The organism is Pedobacter sp., assembly GCF_045628745.1.
Lineage (GTDB): Bacteria > Bacteroidota > Bacteroidia > Sphingobacteriales > Sphingobacteriaceae > Pedobacter.
On sequence record NZ_JAZQPU010000099.1, the window covers coordinates 1 to 12,147 of the forward strand.

Annotated in this window: 16 protein-coding genes and 1 other RNA gene; 5 read left to right on the top strand and 12 right to left on the bottom strand. The window is 40.3% G+C overall.

The annotated features are described in order from the left end of the window. The 9 genes from ACR2F7_RS04235 to ACR2F7_RS04275 form a co-directional block, all read right to left on the bottom strand. Nucleotides 1-1,392: PfkB family carbohydrate kinase (locus ACR2F7_RS04235; protein ID WP_432712347.1), on the bottom strand; the 1,392-nt coding region annotated here is incomplete at its 3' end. After that, a complete protein-coding gene (locus ACR2F7_RS04240; protein ID WP_432712348.1) occupies nucleotides 1,361-1,966 on the bottom strand; it encodes a D-glycero-alpha-D-manno-heptose-1,7-bisphosphate 7-phosphatase in 606 nt (201 codons plus the stop codon). The genes ACR2F7_RS04240 and ACR2F7_RS04235, both read right to left, overlap by 32 nt. Beyond that, nucleotides 1,956-3,881, bottom strand: coding sequence for a glycosyltransferase (locus tag ACR2F7_RS04245; protein WP_432712349.1), 1,926 nt, complete (start codon nucleotides 3,879-3,881; stop codon nucleotides 1,956-1,958). The genes ACR2F7_RS04240 and ACR2F7_RS04245 overlap by 11 nt, the downstream gene beginning before the upstream one ends. 25 nt (nucleotides 3,882-3,906) lie before the next feature. Next, nucleotides 3,907-4,899 (bottom strand): glycosyltransferase family 4 protein, encoded by a 993-nt coding sequence (locus ACR2F7_RS04250; protein WP_432712350.1) that lies wholly within the window; start codon nucleotides 4,897-4,899, stop codon nucleotides 3,907-3,909. A 13-nt stretch (nucleotides 4,900-4,912) separates the two neighbouring features. After that, complete coding sequence (locus ACR2F7_RS04255; RefSeq protein ID WP_432712351.1) at nucleotides 4,913-5,092, bottom strand: hypothetical protein; 180 nt, start codon at nucleotides 5,090-5,092, stop codon at nucleotides 4,913-4,915. A 19-nt stretch (nucleotides 5,093-5,111) separates the two neighbouring features. Beyond that, nucleotides 5,112-5,327 (bottom strand): hypothetical protein, encoded by a 216-nt coding sequence (locus ACR2F7_RS04260; protein WP_432712352.1) that lies wholly within the window; start codon nucleotides 5,325-5,327, stop codon nucleotides 5,112-5,114. 249 nt (nucleotides 5,328-5,576) lie between these two features. Beyond that, nucleotides 5,577-5,774 carry a hypothetical protein gene (locus ACR2F7_RS04265; protein WP_432712353.1) on the bottom strand — a complete coding sequence of 66 codons (198 nt, stop codon included), beginning with the start codon at nucleotides 5,772-5,774 and terminating at the stop codon, nucleotides 5,577-5,579. 258 nt (nucleotides 5,775-6,032) lie between these two features. Beyond that, entirely contained in the window at nucleotides 6,033-6,563 is a 531-nt protein-coding gene (locus ACR2F7_RS04270) for a ferritin (protein ID WP_432712354.1), read from the bottom strand. 98 nt (nucleotides 6,564-6,661) lie between these two features. Further along, entirely contained in the window at nucleotides 6,662-7,027 is a 366-nt protein-coding gene (locus ACR2F7_RS04275; RefSeq protein WP_432712355.1) for a hypothetical protein, read from the bottom strand. 107 nt (nucleotides 7,028-7,134) lie between these two features. Between ACR2F7_RS04275 and ACR2F7_RS04280 the strand changes: the two genes are divergently transcribed. Then, the gene (locus ACR2F7_RS04280; protein ID WP_432712356.1) at nucleotides 7,135-7,596 is read left to right on the top strand and encodes a DUF4268 domain-containing protein; all 462 of its coding nucleotides are present in this window, start codon (nucleotides 7,135-7,137) and stop codon (nucleotides 7,594-7,596) included. Here ACR2F7_RS04280 and ACR2F7_RS04285 read toward each other — a convergent pair. From ACR2F7_RS04285 to ACR2F7_RS04295, 3 genes are all read right to left on the bottom strand, one after another. Next, entirely contained in the window at nucleotides 7,589-7,771 is a 183-nt protein-coding gene (locus ACR2F7_RS04285) for a hypothetical protein (RefSeq protein ID WP_432712357.1), read from the bottom strand. The two genes, ACR2F7_RS04280 and ACR2F7_RS04285, sit on opposite strands and share 8 nt — an antisense overlap. A 9-nt stretch (nucleotides 7,772-7,780) precedes the next feature. Next, entirely contained in the window at nucleotides 7,781-8,365 is a 585-nt protein-coding gene (locus ACR2F7_RS04290; protein WP_432712358.1) for a DUF4142 domain-containing protein, read from the bottom strand. 69 nt (nucleotides 8,366-8,434) lie between these two features. Further along, on the bottom strand, nucleotides 8,435-9,436 hold the full coding sequence (locus ACR2F7_RS04295) for a beta-ketoacyl-ACP synthase III (RefSeq protein ID WP_432712359.1): 1,002 nt from the start codon (nucleotides 9,434-9,436) through the stop codon (nucleotides 8,435-8,437). Nucleotides 9,437-9,522: 86 nt separating this feature from the next. Here ACR2F7_RS04295 and ACR2F7_RS04300 point away from each other — a divergent pair, with 86 nt between their 5' ends. The 4 genes from ACR2F7_RS04300 to ACR2F7_RS04315 all read left to right on the top strand — a co-directional run. After that, entirely contained in the window at nucleotides 9,523-10,188 is a 666-nt protein-coding gene (locus ACR2F7_RS04300) for an SCO family protein (RefSeq protein ID WP_432712360.1), read from the top strand. Nucleotides 10,189-10,191: 3 nt separating this feature from the next. Beyond that, nucleotides 10,192-10,614: a c-type cytochrome gene (locus ACR2F7_RS04305; RefSeq protein ID WP_432712361.1), complete on the top strand. Its 423-nt coding sequence runs from the start codon at nucleotides 10,192-10,194 to the stop codon at nucleotides 10,612-10,614. 25 nt (nucleotides 10,615-10,639) lie between these two features. Then, nucleotides 10,640-11,048: RNase P RNA component class A (rnpB, locus tag ACR2F7_RS04310), an RNA gene on the top strand. A gap of 67 nt (nucleotides 11,049-11,115) precedes the next feature. After that, on the top strand, nucleotides 11,116-12,147 hold a 1,032-nt coding region (locus ACR2F7_RS04315), incomplete at its 3' end, for a sigma-54-dependent transcriptional regulator (RefSeq protein ID WP_432712362.1).

Consider the following 12,147-nt stretch of genomic DNA (forward strand, 5'->3'; position numbering starts at 1 on the left):
AATTTCACAACCTAGCTTATTCAAGATAGCCGCTTCTGGCAGCTGCGTATTTTTATAATCGCCACCCTTGACAAACAGCTGTGGTTGAACCATTTTTATCAGCTCTATAGGCGTATCATCTTTTTTACTGCCAAAAGTAACAATATGGTCTACACAACTCAGTGCAGCAAGTACCTGGATCCTGTTGGCAAGAGAGTTTACCGGGCGACTGCTTCCTTTAAGTCTTTTAATGCTTTCATCTGTATTTAAACCTACAATTAGTATATCACCCATGGCTTTTGCCTGGTTGAGGTAACTCACATGGCCACTGTGTAAAATATCAAAACAGCCATTGGTAAACACAATTCTTTTACCCTGGCTTTTATACCAGGCACAGCTGCTTTTCAGCGATGTCTGGCTGGAAATATGTTTTGCCACAGGAAGGCATGATCCCGATAATTCCTCCAGGTAACAAAGTGCTGTATGTTCTTTTCCGATGGCAATAGCAGCGGCCGAAGTACCCAAATCTGCCATGTACTGTACATCCGCTTTAGCACACAGGGCCAATAAACAGGCACTGATATAAGTATCGCCTGCCCCACTCACCTGATTTTTGCCAGCTACAGGTGCTTTTACATGGAATAAAAGTTCTGAACCTTTAAAGAGCAGTGAACCTTCTTCGTCGAGCGTAACAGCGGTAACAGCTGCTTTGGTTTGCGCAAATAGTGTTGGACCGGCTTGCTGTAATTGCTGCACACGACCAGCGCTTTGATAAGGCAATCCGACTATCTTAATCGCTTCTTCGTAATTGGGTTTAGTGAGTGAAGGTTCCAATGCTGAAAATTCATTTAATCGCTTGGAATCTACAGCAATGAGCTTCGCTTTTTCCCTTTTCAATTCCACCAACAAATTGATGACCTCCGTGTTGATGACTCCTTTTTGATAATCTGCAATTAAAACGGCATCACATGTTGCATAGGCTCCTCTGATATTATCAAGTAACTTTGCCAATGTATTTTCAGTGAGCACAGTGGTGCTACCTTCATCATAGCGCAGCAAGGTTTGTGCAGGTGTGGTGATACGGGTTTTCAATAATGTTTGTCGCCCCTCATCTTTAAGCAGAAGCTCGGCTGTAAGTCCGGCGTCCTTCAATAATTGTACACCCTTTTCAGCACTTTCATCTTTACCTGTCACTGAACAAAAGCGCACTGATGCCCCAAGCGCCTTTAAATTAGCAGCCACATTTGCTGCCCCTCCTAAACAATAACATTTATGGTTAACGTCTACCACCGGCACAGGGGCCTCTGGTGCCACCCTGTTGCAGCTGCCATTAAAGTAAGCATCCACTATAAAATCGCCGATTACCAGTACTTTATATTTCTTAAATTGCTCCGTCAGTTGAAGATATTCCATAATGCTGAAATTTATTAAGGTTTAAAATATTGTCGGCCGCCTGGTTAATGTTATTTGCAATTACATCTGGTAAGCGCAGTTCATTCATTTTCCATTCCGTTTCATTGCCGTTTTCAATAAGTACTGCACGGCATCCCGCACGGTGACTGGCTTCTATATCGTTAAGAATGTCACCTATCATCCATGATTGCGACAGGTCAATACCATGTGCTGCAGCTGCTTTTTGAATTAAACCAGGTTTGGGTTTGCGACAATTACAATCTATCCTATAAGAAGATAATAAGGCTTCAGGGTGATGAGGACACCAATAAAAGCCACTCAAATGCAGGTTGTTTGCCCCCATTAAAGATTGTAATTTTACTTCAACAGGTTGCAGTGCTGTTTCCTTAAAGTACCCCATTGCTACACCAGCCTGGTTAGAAATAACGAACAGCAAAAATCCCGACTGTTGCAATTTTTGCAATCCTTCTACAGCCTCTGCAGAGAGGGAAATCTTAGCAGGGTCAACATTATAAGGAACATCAGGAATTAACGTTCCATCTTTATCTAAAAATATTGCACGTTTAGCTGCCATAGTTATGCCTTATCTTTTGATTATAGGCCATCGCAGCATTTCCATTAATGATCCTAAAGGGGATAGTAGCAGACTTCTCTATAGCCGGACTGCTTTGTGCACCAAACAAACGGTTTTCAATTAGACCACAAAGGAGGTGGACAAGGTGTAAATGAACTTCCTGTATCCTTTGGGTACTAAAAGAAGGCACTATCAAATTTAAATGCCCTAATTTAGCGGCCTCGCCTCCATCTTTGCCCAGCATATTGATGCAGACCATTTTTTGCTTGACCCCCATTTTAATGGCATTGCTAATGTTAGGCGAGTTGCCACTAGTACTCAAGCAGAGCAATACATCGCCGGGCATACCAAAAGCCTGAACTTGTCGTGCAAAAACCTCTTCAAAGCCAAAATCGTTAGACCAGGCGGTTAAAATAGCAGAATCGGCAGTGAGGGAAAGTACAGGCAAGGCCTTGCGAAAGGGAATTTCAAACCTTCCTGTCAGTTCAGCGGCAAAATGCTGACTTTCGGCGGCACTGCCACCATTGCCACAGACCAAAATCTTCCCTCCATTTTTAAGGGCCTTGCTCATGGTGGCCGCTGCTTCTGCCACCTGTCTGGTTAAAAACGCAGCAGCATGTTGAAAGGTCTGTGCTGCATCTTCAAAAGCACTTTCTATCTTTTTCCACTCCTTCTGTATGTTGCACTGTTCGTCGACCAATACATTCACATAAAGCGCATTCATTTTTTCAGCAACCTTTTGCCAGGTAAAATACTGATGAACATGTTCAAGTGCATTTTTCCCCATCTTCTCCATTAATTCGCGGTTATTGAGGAGCAGCGAGATTTTCTTGGCCAGCTGATCCGGCGCATGTGGAGGCACCAAAAAACCTGTTTTTCCATCTATGACGGTATGTTTAATGCCTCCTACTGCAGCACCAATAACAGGTGTGCCACATGCCATGGCCTCCAGGGGCGTAATTCCAAAAGGTTCATACCATGGCGTAGTGATAAATACATCTGCTGCATCATAATAATAGCGCAATTGGTTACGATCTTTACGACCAGCAAAAACAACCTGCTTCTCCAGCTTCAAACTGCTCACCAAAGATTGTAGCCGGCTAACCTCACTATCTTTTTCCTGGTCTCCATCTTCTCCACCAACAATCACCAGGCGTACTACTTTGCCCTTCCCCTGCAGAAAAGGCAAAGCTTTGATGACATTGTCTATGCCCTTTCTAGGCACCATACGTCCTAACTGCAGCAATAAGAAATCATCTTTATTGATCTTTAAACGACGCTTAGAAGCCTTTTGGTCGATAGGAAAAAACTCTGCCGGGTTAAAACCACAAGGAATGACAGCTAATTTTGAAGCATCGGCATGGTAATAGGTTTGAAGATCTTCAAAGTCTTGTGGACATTCAGCAATAATGCGATCCGCCTGTTGCACAATCTCCTCTTCTATGCTTGATCTTTCTGCAGGAAAATGATCCTGCTCTTTCTGGTGGATACGCCTCACATGACCCAAAGCATGGAAAGTGATGACAAAAGGAATACCCAGCTGTTCCTTTAATTTCATTGCCACCCATCCCGACATAAAAAAGTTTGCATGGATTAACTTATAGGTTAACTGCTCGTTTTCAATAAAACTGAGCATGTCTTGTTTAAAGTCATCCATAAAACATAGAATTTCTTCCTTGGGCACCTGCACTATTGGTCCTGCTTGAACATGTATTACCCTCACACCAGGCACATAACACATCACTTTTGGAAGCTGGGCTTGCTCCCACCGTGTATAAACGTCAATTTCATAGCCCATTTGGGCCAATTGTTTGGCTAGCTCTCCCACATAAACGTTTTGTCCTCCCGCATCTGCGCCCCCTAAAGAAGCCAATGGAGAAGCATGTTCACTAATCAATGCTATTTTAGTTTTCATGATCTTTAATTTTTGCTGTAGCCTTTTAAGGTTGTATTTTAGTAAAGGGGGATTTATAATCACCATCAATAACATGATGGAAAAGCGCTTCCCATTGTTGCACAAAACGTACAATATTGAAATGTTCTACAGCTGTTTCTTTGGCGTTTTTGCTCATTTCTAGCGCAGCACCATGGTCACTTAACAAGTGTTTCATCTTTTCTACCAGGTAACCTATATCAGTATGGATATAGCCGGAGTATCCATCCTTAATGATGACCGACAATTCAGTAGTTGCCAATCCTACAACGGGCATGCCCAGCGCCATAGCTTCGCACACCGCAAGCCCCAGACTTGTATACCTGATAGGGTTGAAAAAAAACCTGTATTCGCTCATAAAAGCGGGAAGGTCAGGATGAAGCACTTCCCCAATTCCGTAAGCCTCAGCACCCATGCCTACCAAATCTAAGGGCACTTCTTTACGAATCTCATTAAATAAATCAAAGCCCAATAAACGGCCGCGGGTAGGCAGGTTATTGATGACTACCAGACCGCGATTCAACTTTCCAGAATAACTGACGGTAGGTTCCGTTACCCCGTGGCTAATTACCCTTGAAATTAAATGGTGGTTATCCCACATCAGTTTATTAAAATGAGTAACATGCACCAGAATTACATCTTGATCGTTTAAGGGATGCCTGGTATTTGTCGGGTGTTCCCAAGGTGGATCATGCTCCAGAAAAACCCTCGGCAGTTTTCTTTGACTTTCAGAAAGAAGATCAAACTGGTCCTGAAAAAAATTCTGTTCCGTTTGAAAAAGTATAAGGTCAAACTCCATATCTTTAACCTGTGCAGCAGCAATTTCTATTACGTTATCTCCAAAGGGAAAGGTTTCACCCCTTCCATAGTACCCTTCTGTTTTTTTTTCATTTACAGGAATATAAAGATCATAATTCCCCTGAGAAAGGTAATAAAGGTAACTTCCATGAATGTGCCAGGTAAAGACACGGAGTTTTGGCCGGGTTAAAGTGCTCAGCATGTGTTTTTAATTTTTATTCATCTTCGCCCATTCCCTGCCCCAAACCTTCATCGTTATCACGATCAGGATCTTGCTGCAAGTCTTGATCTTCATCTTCATCCTCATCCTCTTCTTCAGGTGGATCAGGGTCAATGTGATGACTTTCGAAAAGCAGCTCGATTACTTCGTCATTTGCATCAATTAAATTTTTCATATGCCTGTTTTTAGAATATTTATTGTGTATTTGATTTCCTTGATGACGGAAAAGCAGCCTGCGAAGTGTCGCCGGAAGCCTGTGGTGTGGCCTCGGTTTTGTCGGCTGCTAAACTATCTGTAGCCATGGTATCGGCTACTGTGCTATCCGTTTGTTGTTCGGGACTTTCATTAGATCCACAGCCTATAAAAATCAACAGGCAAAGGACAAGAAAGCTGCTATTTAATTTTTTCATTTTCTTCAATTTTAAGCTATTATTAGCGCTCCTTAATTGTTAAATAACTTTACTAATAAGGAGTTAGCGCATAAAAAGGTTTAAAGAAACGAACGGTTATTTGAAAATCAAGGGTATATACGGGACGCTTGCCCCGTACTTTTTACGTTTAGCGTCTACTACTCAAAAATAAATGGTTTTATGGTATACTGTGATACAAAAAGAGCCTGATCATCGTTGATGGTCAGGCTCTTTTTGTTGATAATTAAATTATTTCAGGTCTTCAGGACCGCGGCTGGTATCTGAATCTGGCGTCCAGCCTTTTGGCAGGTCTTCATCTGCCGGACGTTTGTCATCCAGGCCTTTTAATTTTAAATCGCTTTTATCGGCGTTTTGCTTTTTCTCTTCTTCTTCATTGCCAATCTTTTCATCGCCGGCATGATGTGCTGGTGTTTCTTTATTTTCCATAAGAATAGTTTTAAAATTTAAATCCTTAAGTGAAATAAAGAAAAGCCATAAAAAGTTTTTATAAAAACTGCTTTCCTAAAAAAAATAAATTATGCAAGAGGGCAGTTTTTACACCTTTTTCCCTTTTTATACTTCTCGCAGCAAGTCTTTTTCTTCTTAGGCTTATCGTCTTTTTTACTGCTTTTTTTCTCTGAATCTAATTTTTTACCCACTTTCCCTGGTCCTTTATATTTATATTAAACCAGGTTTTAACTGGTTTTAGTCTTCGCTGGAATAATGAATTTTTCCAACATGTTTATCAATTTCCCATCTGCCGGTTCCTTCTTCACCAATCACGTCAAACAATTCTAGCGCTCTTCTTGCTTTGTACTCTTCTTCTCTTTGTTCTTTAAAGAACCAGTTTAAAAACTCTATGGTCACATAATCTTGTTCTTTATGACAACGAGCAGCAATATTTTTTATAGACTGGGTAATGTTAACTTCCATTTCCAGCGCTTCTTCAAAAACTTCGCGGAAACCATTATATTCATTTTTGATATTTGTAATTTCCGGAGAAGCAGCAGCACCACCCATATCTAACAAGTACTTGAAAAATTTCAACTGATGTAAACGTTCCTCTTCTGCTTGTTTAAAAAAGTAATCTGCAGAATAATCGAAGCCATTGCGGTCACACCATGAGGCCATAGATAAGTATACTGATGATGAATGCGCTTCTTTTTTTATTTGTTGGTTTAAAAGCATCTCTACGTCAGCAGAAATTAGGCTCTTAATACGAATGATGTCTTTCATAACAATTGGATTTAGTATTTTGATTGATTAATCAAAAATAATGCTATTAATTACTTTCAGCACTAAATAATTGCTATATGGAAAGAGTCTAATAACAGTTAAGCAGGTATGCGATATAAGCAATCATGGATGATATGGTTGAGACTTAACATCACAAAGGTACCTTCCAGTAATTCTTTAAATGCAATGATTTCCATTAAATCAAGGATATAACAATGATCGCAAGCGCAAATAAATACGATTTCAAGATCAGCAGATTTTTTGCTATTTAACAATAAAGCCTCTATATTAAGGTTATATATTGCTTTTTTTAATTTTAACAGGCAGCGATAATCAAAACGGGCAACTTTGCCGCTAAAATCAATATACCAGCAGCCTTCGCTGTCACTTTGGTATATGCTGCCATTTTTAGTACTGAATACTTCGGCCCAAGGAGTTGAAATGTCTATCGTTGAATTTTGCATTAGTATAATTTGATGCAAAGATTGGTATTATTTGGAATTAATCCAAATTAAACTAGTAAAAGTAATTTGTTAAATTTGTCGTTTATGATGTATTAATTCAAACACACTTGTATACAAAAGAACAGGCTACGGCAATCAAACAAGCATTCTGGACAGCATTCGGACAATACATGTCGCTGAACCTCTCTGCAGAAGGGCAAAAAATAAATTGGATAAATTACAAAACAGGGATTAAACACCTGTATTTTAAAATGCAGGTAGACCAGCGGGAGGCCTATATAGCGATAGAAATGTCGCACCCTGACCCCGGCATTCAGGAGTTGATGTTTGAGCAGTTTGTAGAATATAAAACGCTGTTAAAAGGTTATTTGAATGAAGACTGGAAATGGGAGTTACATGCCCACAATGAGCAATATAAAACAGTGAGCAGAATTTCCATGAGCCTGGCCAGCGTAAGTATATTTAAACAAACGGACTGGCCAGCGCTGATTTCATTTTTTAAGCCGCGGATGATTGCCCTTGATGCCTTTTGGAGTGATGCCCTATATAGCTTTGAACTTTTTAAATGATTTCTGAAGAGGGGTCATCGCCAGGCTCATACTTTTTAATGTCTTCATCCTTTTCTTCTTCCAATGGAGACTCCTCTTCTAAAAAAGAAGGTTCAAACCCAGGGTCTGTCGAAGGGTTTTCGAACGCTGTGTCTTCCTGATTAGTGATTGGTTTTTTAGGATCATCGGTTTTCATGGTTACCTCCTATTTAAGGGATTTTTGAATTGCCGTTGCTTTTTGGTGATGCGTTTCTAATACCGGCAATGTTTTTTTAGCAAAGCCGCTAATGTCAGCATCGCTGTTACCGGTAGCCGCTTTAAATAGCGCAATATCTTTTACATGATCCTGCACCATCATCGTCATGTAATGCTTGTCAAAGTCCGCGCCTTTCATGTTTTTCATGCTGTCTATGTGCGATTGAATAGCAGCAGGAAAACCATCAGGCAAATCTACTTTCTTGGTGCCTGCAATCATTTTCAACTCTGTATTGGCTTTGCTATGGTCTTTAACCATTAAAGCTCCAAACTCTTTAACAGCTGCACTTGCCGCCTGTTTTTGAGCCAGATTGCCAAGCTCAACCTCCATTTTTCCGCCTATGGCAGCCTGAGTAATAAAATTTGCTGTGTCGTTGTTATTGATGCCTGCAGTATCTTCCATTGCCTGGTTGGCAGAATCTACTAGCCCTGTAGTTAGAGAATCAGGGTCGTTGCTAGTTTTGTTTGCATTTTGACAGGCCTGAAATGTACAGGCGCCCGCAATTAAAGCGGTAAAGAGAATCTTGTGTTTCATGTTTATTGGGTTAGGTTAAAATCTAAACAAAGTCATGAAAACTTTGTTTAGATTTTATTATTTTTAACCTTAACCTCTTAAATTACCCCATACCAGAAACGTGGCACCCCACGAAAATCCGGCACCAAAAGCAGTTAATAAAACTTTATCACCTGCTTTAAAGTCATCCTTAAAGTCCCAAAGACACAAAGGAATGGTTGCCGCCGTGGTATTACCATAACGGTCTATATTAATTTTTACCCTTTCAATTGGAATCTTCAGGTTGTCACCTACAGCTTGAATAATCCTTAGGTTTGCCTGGTGTGGAATCAACCAGTCGATATCTTCAGCGCCTATATCATTTCTTTTAAATACCTCGTTACAGGTAGAAGTCATTCCTTCAATAGCCGCTTTAAAAACAACCCTTCCGTTTTGACTGATGAAGCTTAACTTGTTATTTACAGTTTCTAAAGATGATGGATTTAAAGAACCTCCACCTTGTACAATCAGTTGCTCTTTGCCGCTGCCGTCAGTTCTGAAAACATTGTCTATTAATCCTACTTCAGCTGTAGTAGCCTCTAGTAAAACTGCTCCGGCCCCATCACCAAAAAGTATACAGGTATTGCGGTCTTCATAATTGATGATGGCACTGTTTTTATCTGCCCCAATAACGATTACATTTTTATAACGGCCACTTTCAATTAAACTCGCCCCTAAGGTTAAAGCATAGAGAAAACCACTGCAGGCTGCATTTGAATCTACACCCCAGGCATTCACCAAACCCGCTTTCTCACAGACCACACTAGCGGTAGACACCATAATATAATCTGGTGTAGATGTAGCCACAATAACACATTCTATAAAATCAGGACTGAGCTTTGCATTCTCCAGTAAACGTTCCACAGCTTTTACGGCCAGGTCTGAAGTAGCAATGCTTGCATCGTTAACTATACGTCTTTCTTTAATTCCCGTTCGGGACACAATCCACTCACTATTAGTATCAACCATCTCTTCTAAAGCATGGTTGGTTAAAATATGGTCTGGTACGTAGCCTCCTAAAGCTGTAATACCGGCATTATATCTAGTTCTCATTAATTATATTCTATTCTTGTTGCCAAAACTAACAAATATTTACAGCTACGTTACACTTTATTTTTTATGAAATGTACCTTTGTAGCATGTCCATCATTACTATTAAACAGTTTCCGAACATTTCAGTCCTGCTTTTCGCCGCCTTATTATCATTTTCTTCCTGCAAGAATGAGCATAAATTGCCTATATATGGCAATAGAGATGCTGTAACAACTCAAAATGCAGATGGCACAACCCAGGTTGATTCTGTCTATCAAACTATAACCCCATTTAGTTTTTTAAATCAGGACAGTGTAATCATTACTAATGACAAATTTAAAAACAAAATATACGTAGCTGATTTCTTCTTTACTTCATGCACCAGTATTTGTCCGGTGATGCACAGAAATATGAAGACCATTTATGACCAGTACAAAGATAATCCTGATTTAATGTTTTTGTCGCATTCCATAGATTTTAAATACGACAAGCCTTCGGTATTGAAAAAATACGCAAAGAAATTAGGTGTTGATGGCGATAAATGGCAATTTGCTTATGGCACTAAAGATGACATTTATACCATAGCAGAAAAAAGTTATTTGGTAGCGGTGCTGCAAGATTCTACCAACAGAGATGGTTATATACACCAGGGCTGGTTGGTTTTAGTGGATAAGGACAGGCACATGCGTGGTTTTTACGATGGTACTGATGCCAAAGCGGTAGCCCAGTTAGGCAAAGACGTTGCTATACTTTTGGAAGAATATAAAAAATAAGCAATGCGCAAAACAATCATTACGGCCATTTATATGGTGATGGTTACTACCATCATCTATTCTTGCCAAAGTGCCGACAGCATGAAGCAAGATATGTATTATACCAATGGCAGAGACCTTTATATACAGCATTGTCAGAATTGCCATGGTGAAAAGGGCGAAGGACTTGGTGAACTTGCTCCTCCTTTAACAGATACCGTTTTTATGAAAGACCATAAAGCACAGCTGGCCTGCATCATAAAAAATGGCTTGGAGGGCCCTGTTACCGTGGCCGGAAAAGTTTACAATGAGAAAATGCCTGCGGAAACCAAAATGGCCAACATAGACATTGCACAACTTATTGTATACATCACCAACACTTTCGGCAATAAACAAGGAATGTACACCAGTGAAGAGGTGGCAGCAAACCTTAATCGCTGCAAATAGAATCGTTTTTACTACCTTTGAAAAAAATGTAAGCCGTTCTATCGCTTGTATGCTGAAATAATGGCTGACTTGTTCAGCGCATATGAAAGCAATAAGAGGAAAGTCCGGGCAACACAGGGCATCTCGCTTCCTAACGGGAAGAGGTTCAGGAATGAATACCTGAACTATGGAAAGTGCCGCAGAAAATACACCGCCGATGGCTTTTTAAGCACAGGTAAGGTTGAAATCGTGAGGTAAGAGCTCAGGACTGTTCCGGGCGACCGGAACGTTGGTAAACCCCGGGAGTTGAAAGACCAAATAGGCTAACGCATGTAGGGCTGCCCGTCCGATGTTAGTGGGTAGGTCGTTAGAGATAAATGGCAACATTTATAGTAGATTAATGATAGAAACTCCGCAAGGAGATACAGAACCCGGCTTATAGGCTTACATTTTTTAATTTTTCTGAAATATTAGTAAATAGTAATATCTTAGTATCCTCATATAAAATATTTAGTACAACCTATGGCAAAATTATTAATAATTGATGACGAGCGGGCGATAAGAAGCACCTTAAGGGAGATCTTAGAATACGAAAACTATGAGGTTGATGATATTGATAATGGCGTTCAAGGATTAGAACTGATTAAAAAGAAAAAATATGATCTCGTACTCTGCGACATCAAAATGAACCGTATGGACGGCATGGAGGTTTTAGAACAAGCCCTTGCTTATAGTCCTGACCTTCCTTTTATCATGATCTCTGGCCACGGAACGGTGGAGACCGCAATTGAAGCCAGTAAAAAAGGTGCTTTCGATTTTATTTCTAAACCACCTGATTTAAATCGCCTGTTAATTACCGTAAGGAATGCTTTAGACCGTGGAAATTTAGTAACGGAAACTAAGGTTCTCAAAAGAAAAGCAAGCAAAACAAGAAACATCCTTGGTGCATCTGAGGTGATCAATAAAATTAAAGAAACTATTGAACGTGTTGCCCCTACTGAAGCCCGTGTTTTAGTAACTGGCGCTAACGGTAGTGGTAAGGAATTGGTAGCAAGATGGCTGCATGAAAAAAGTCACCGTGCCGACAGCCCTCTTATTGAGGTTAACTGTGCCGCCATCCCTTCAGAACTAATTGAAAGCGAACTTTTTGGACACGAAAAAGGATCTTTTACCTCTGCCGTAAAACAACGTATTGGTAAATTTGAGCTGGCTAATGGTGGAACTTTATTTCTGGATGAAATTGGCGACATGAGTCTTTCTGCACAGGCAAAAGTACTCCGTGCGCTGCAGGAACATAAAATTACCCGTGTAGGTGGCGAGAAAGAATTTGAAGTTAACGTAAGGGTCATTGCCGCAACCAACAAAGACTTGTTAAAAGAGATTGAAGACGGCAACTTCAGAATGGATTTATACCACCGTTTAAATGTCATCAACATCCACGTTCCCCATTTAACGGAACGTATTGAAGATATCCCTGTCATTGCTCAAAACTTTTTAGAAGAGATTTGTAAGGATTATGGCATGCCTGTGAAGAAGATCAGTGATGCCGGCGTA

Excerpts from the sequence above, each read along its gene's own strand:
- ACR2F7_RS04260 (WP_432712352.1), bottom strand. The coding sequence starts at position 5,327 with ATGAAAAAATTAAATAGCAGCTTTCTTGTCCTTTGCCTGTTGATTTTT.
- ACR2F7_RS04275 (WP_432712355.1), bottom strand. The coding sequence starts at position 7,027 with ATGCAAAATTCAACGATAGACATTTCAACTCCTTGGGCCGAAGTATTC.
- ACR2F7_RS04265 (WP_432712353.1), bottom strand. The coding sequence starts at position 5,774 with ATGGAAAATAAAGAAACACCAGCACATCATGCCGGCGATGAAAAGATT.
- ACR2F7_RS04270 (WP_432712354.1), bottom strand. The coding sequence starts at position 6,563 with ATGAAAGACATCATTCGTATTAAGAGCCTAATTTCTGCTGACGTAGAG.
- ACR2F7_RS04305 (WP_432712361.1), top strand. The coding sequence starts at position 10,192 with ATGCGCAAAACAATCATTACGGCCATTTATATGGTGATGGTTACTACC.
- ACR2F7_RS04255 (WP_432712351.1), bottom strand. The coding sequence starts at position 5,092 with ATGAAAAATTTAATTGATGCAAATGACGAAGTAATCGAGCTGCTTTTC.
- ACR2F7_RS04240 (WP_432712348.1), bottom strand. The coding sequence starts at position 1,966 with ATGGCAGCTAAACGTGCAATATTTTTAGATAAAGATGGAACGTTAATT.
- ACR2F7_RS04290 (WP_432712358.1), bottom strand. The coding sequence starts at position 8,365 with ATGAAACACAAGATTCTCTTTACCGCTTTAATTGCGGGCGCCTGTACA.
- ACR2F7_RS04300 (WP_432712360.1), top strand. The coding sequence starts at position 9,523 with ATGTCCATCATTACTATTAAACAGTTTCCGAACATTTCAGTCCTGCTT.
- ACR2F7_RS04285 (WP_432712357.1), bottom strand. The coding sequence starts at position 7,771 with ATGAAAACCGATGATCCTAAAAAACCAATCACTAATCAGGAAGACACA.
- ACR2F7_RS04250 (WP_432712350.1), bottom strand. The coding sequence starts at position 4,899 with ATGCTGAGCACTTTAACCCGGCCAAAACTCCGTGTCTTTACCTGGCAC.
- ACR2F7_RS04295 (WP_432712359.1), bottom strand. The coding sequence starts at position 9,436 with ATGAGAACTAGATATAATGCCGGTATTACAGCTTTAGGAGGCTACGTA.
- ACR2F7_RS04245 (WP_432712349.1), bottom strand. The coding sequence starts at position 3,881 with ATGAAAACTAAAATAGCATTGATTAGTGAACATGCTTCTCCATTGGCT.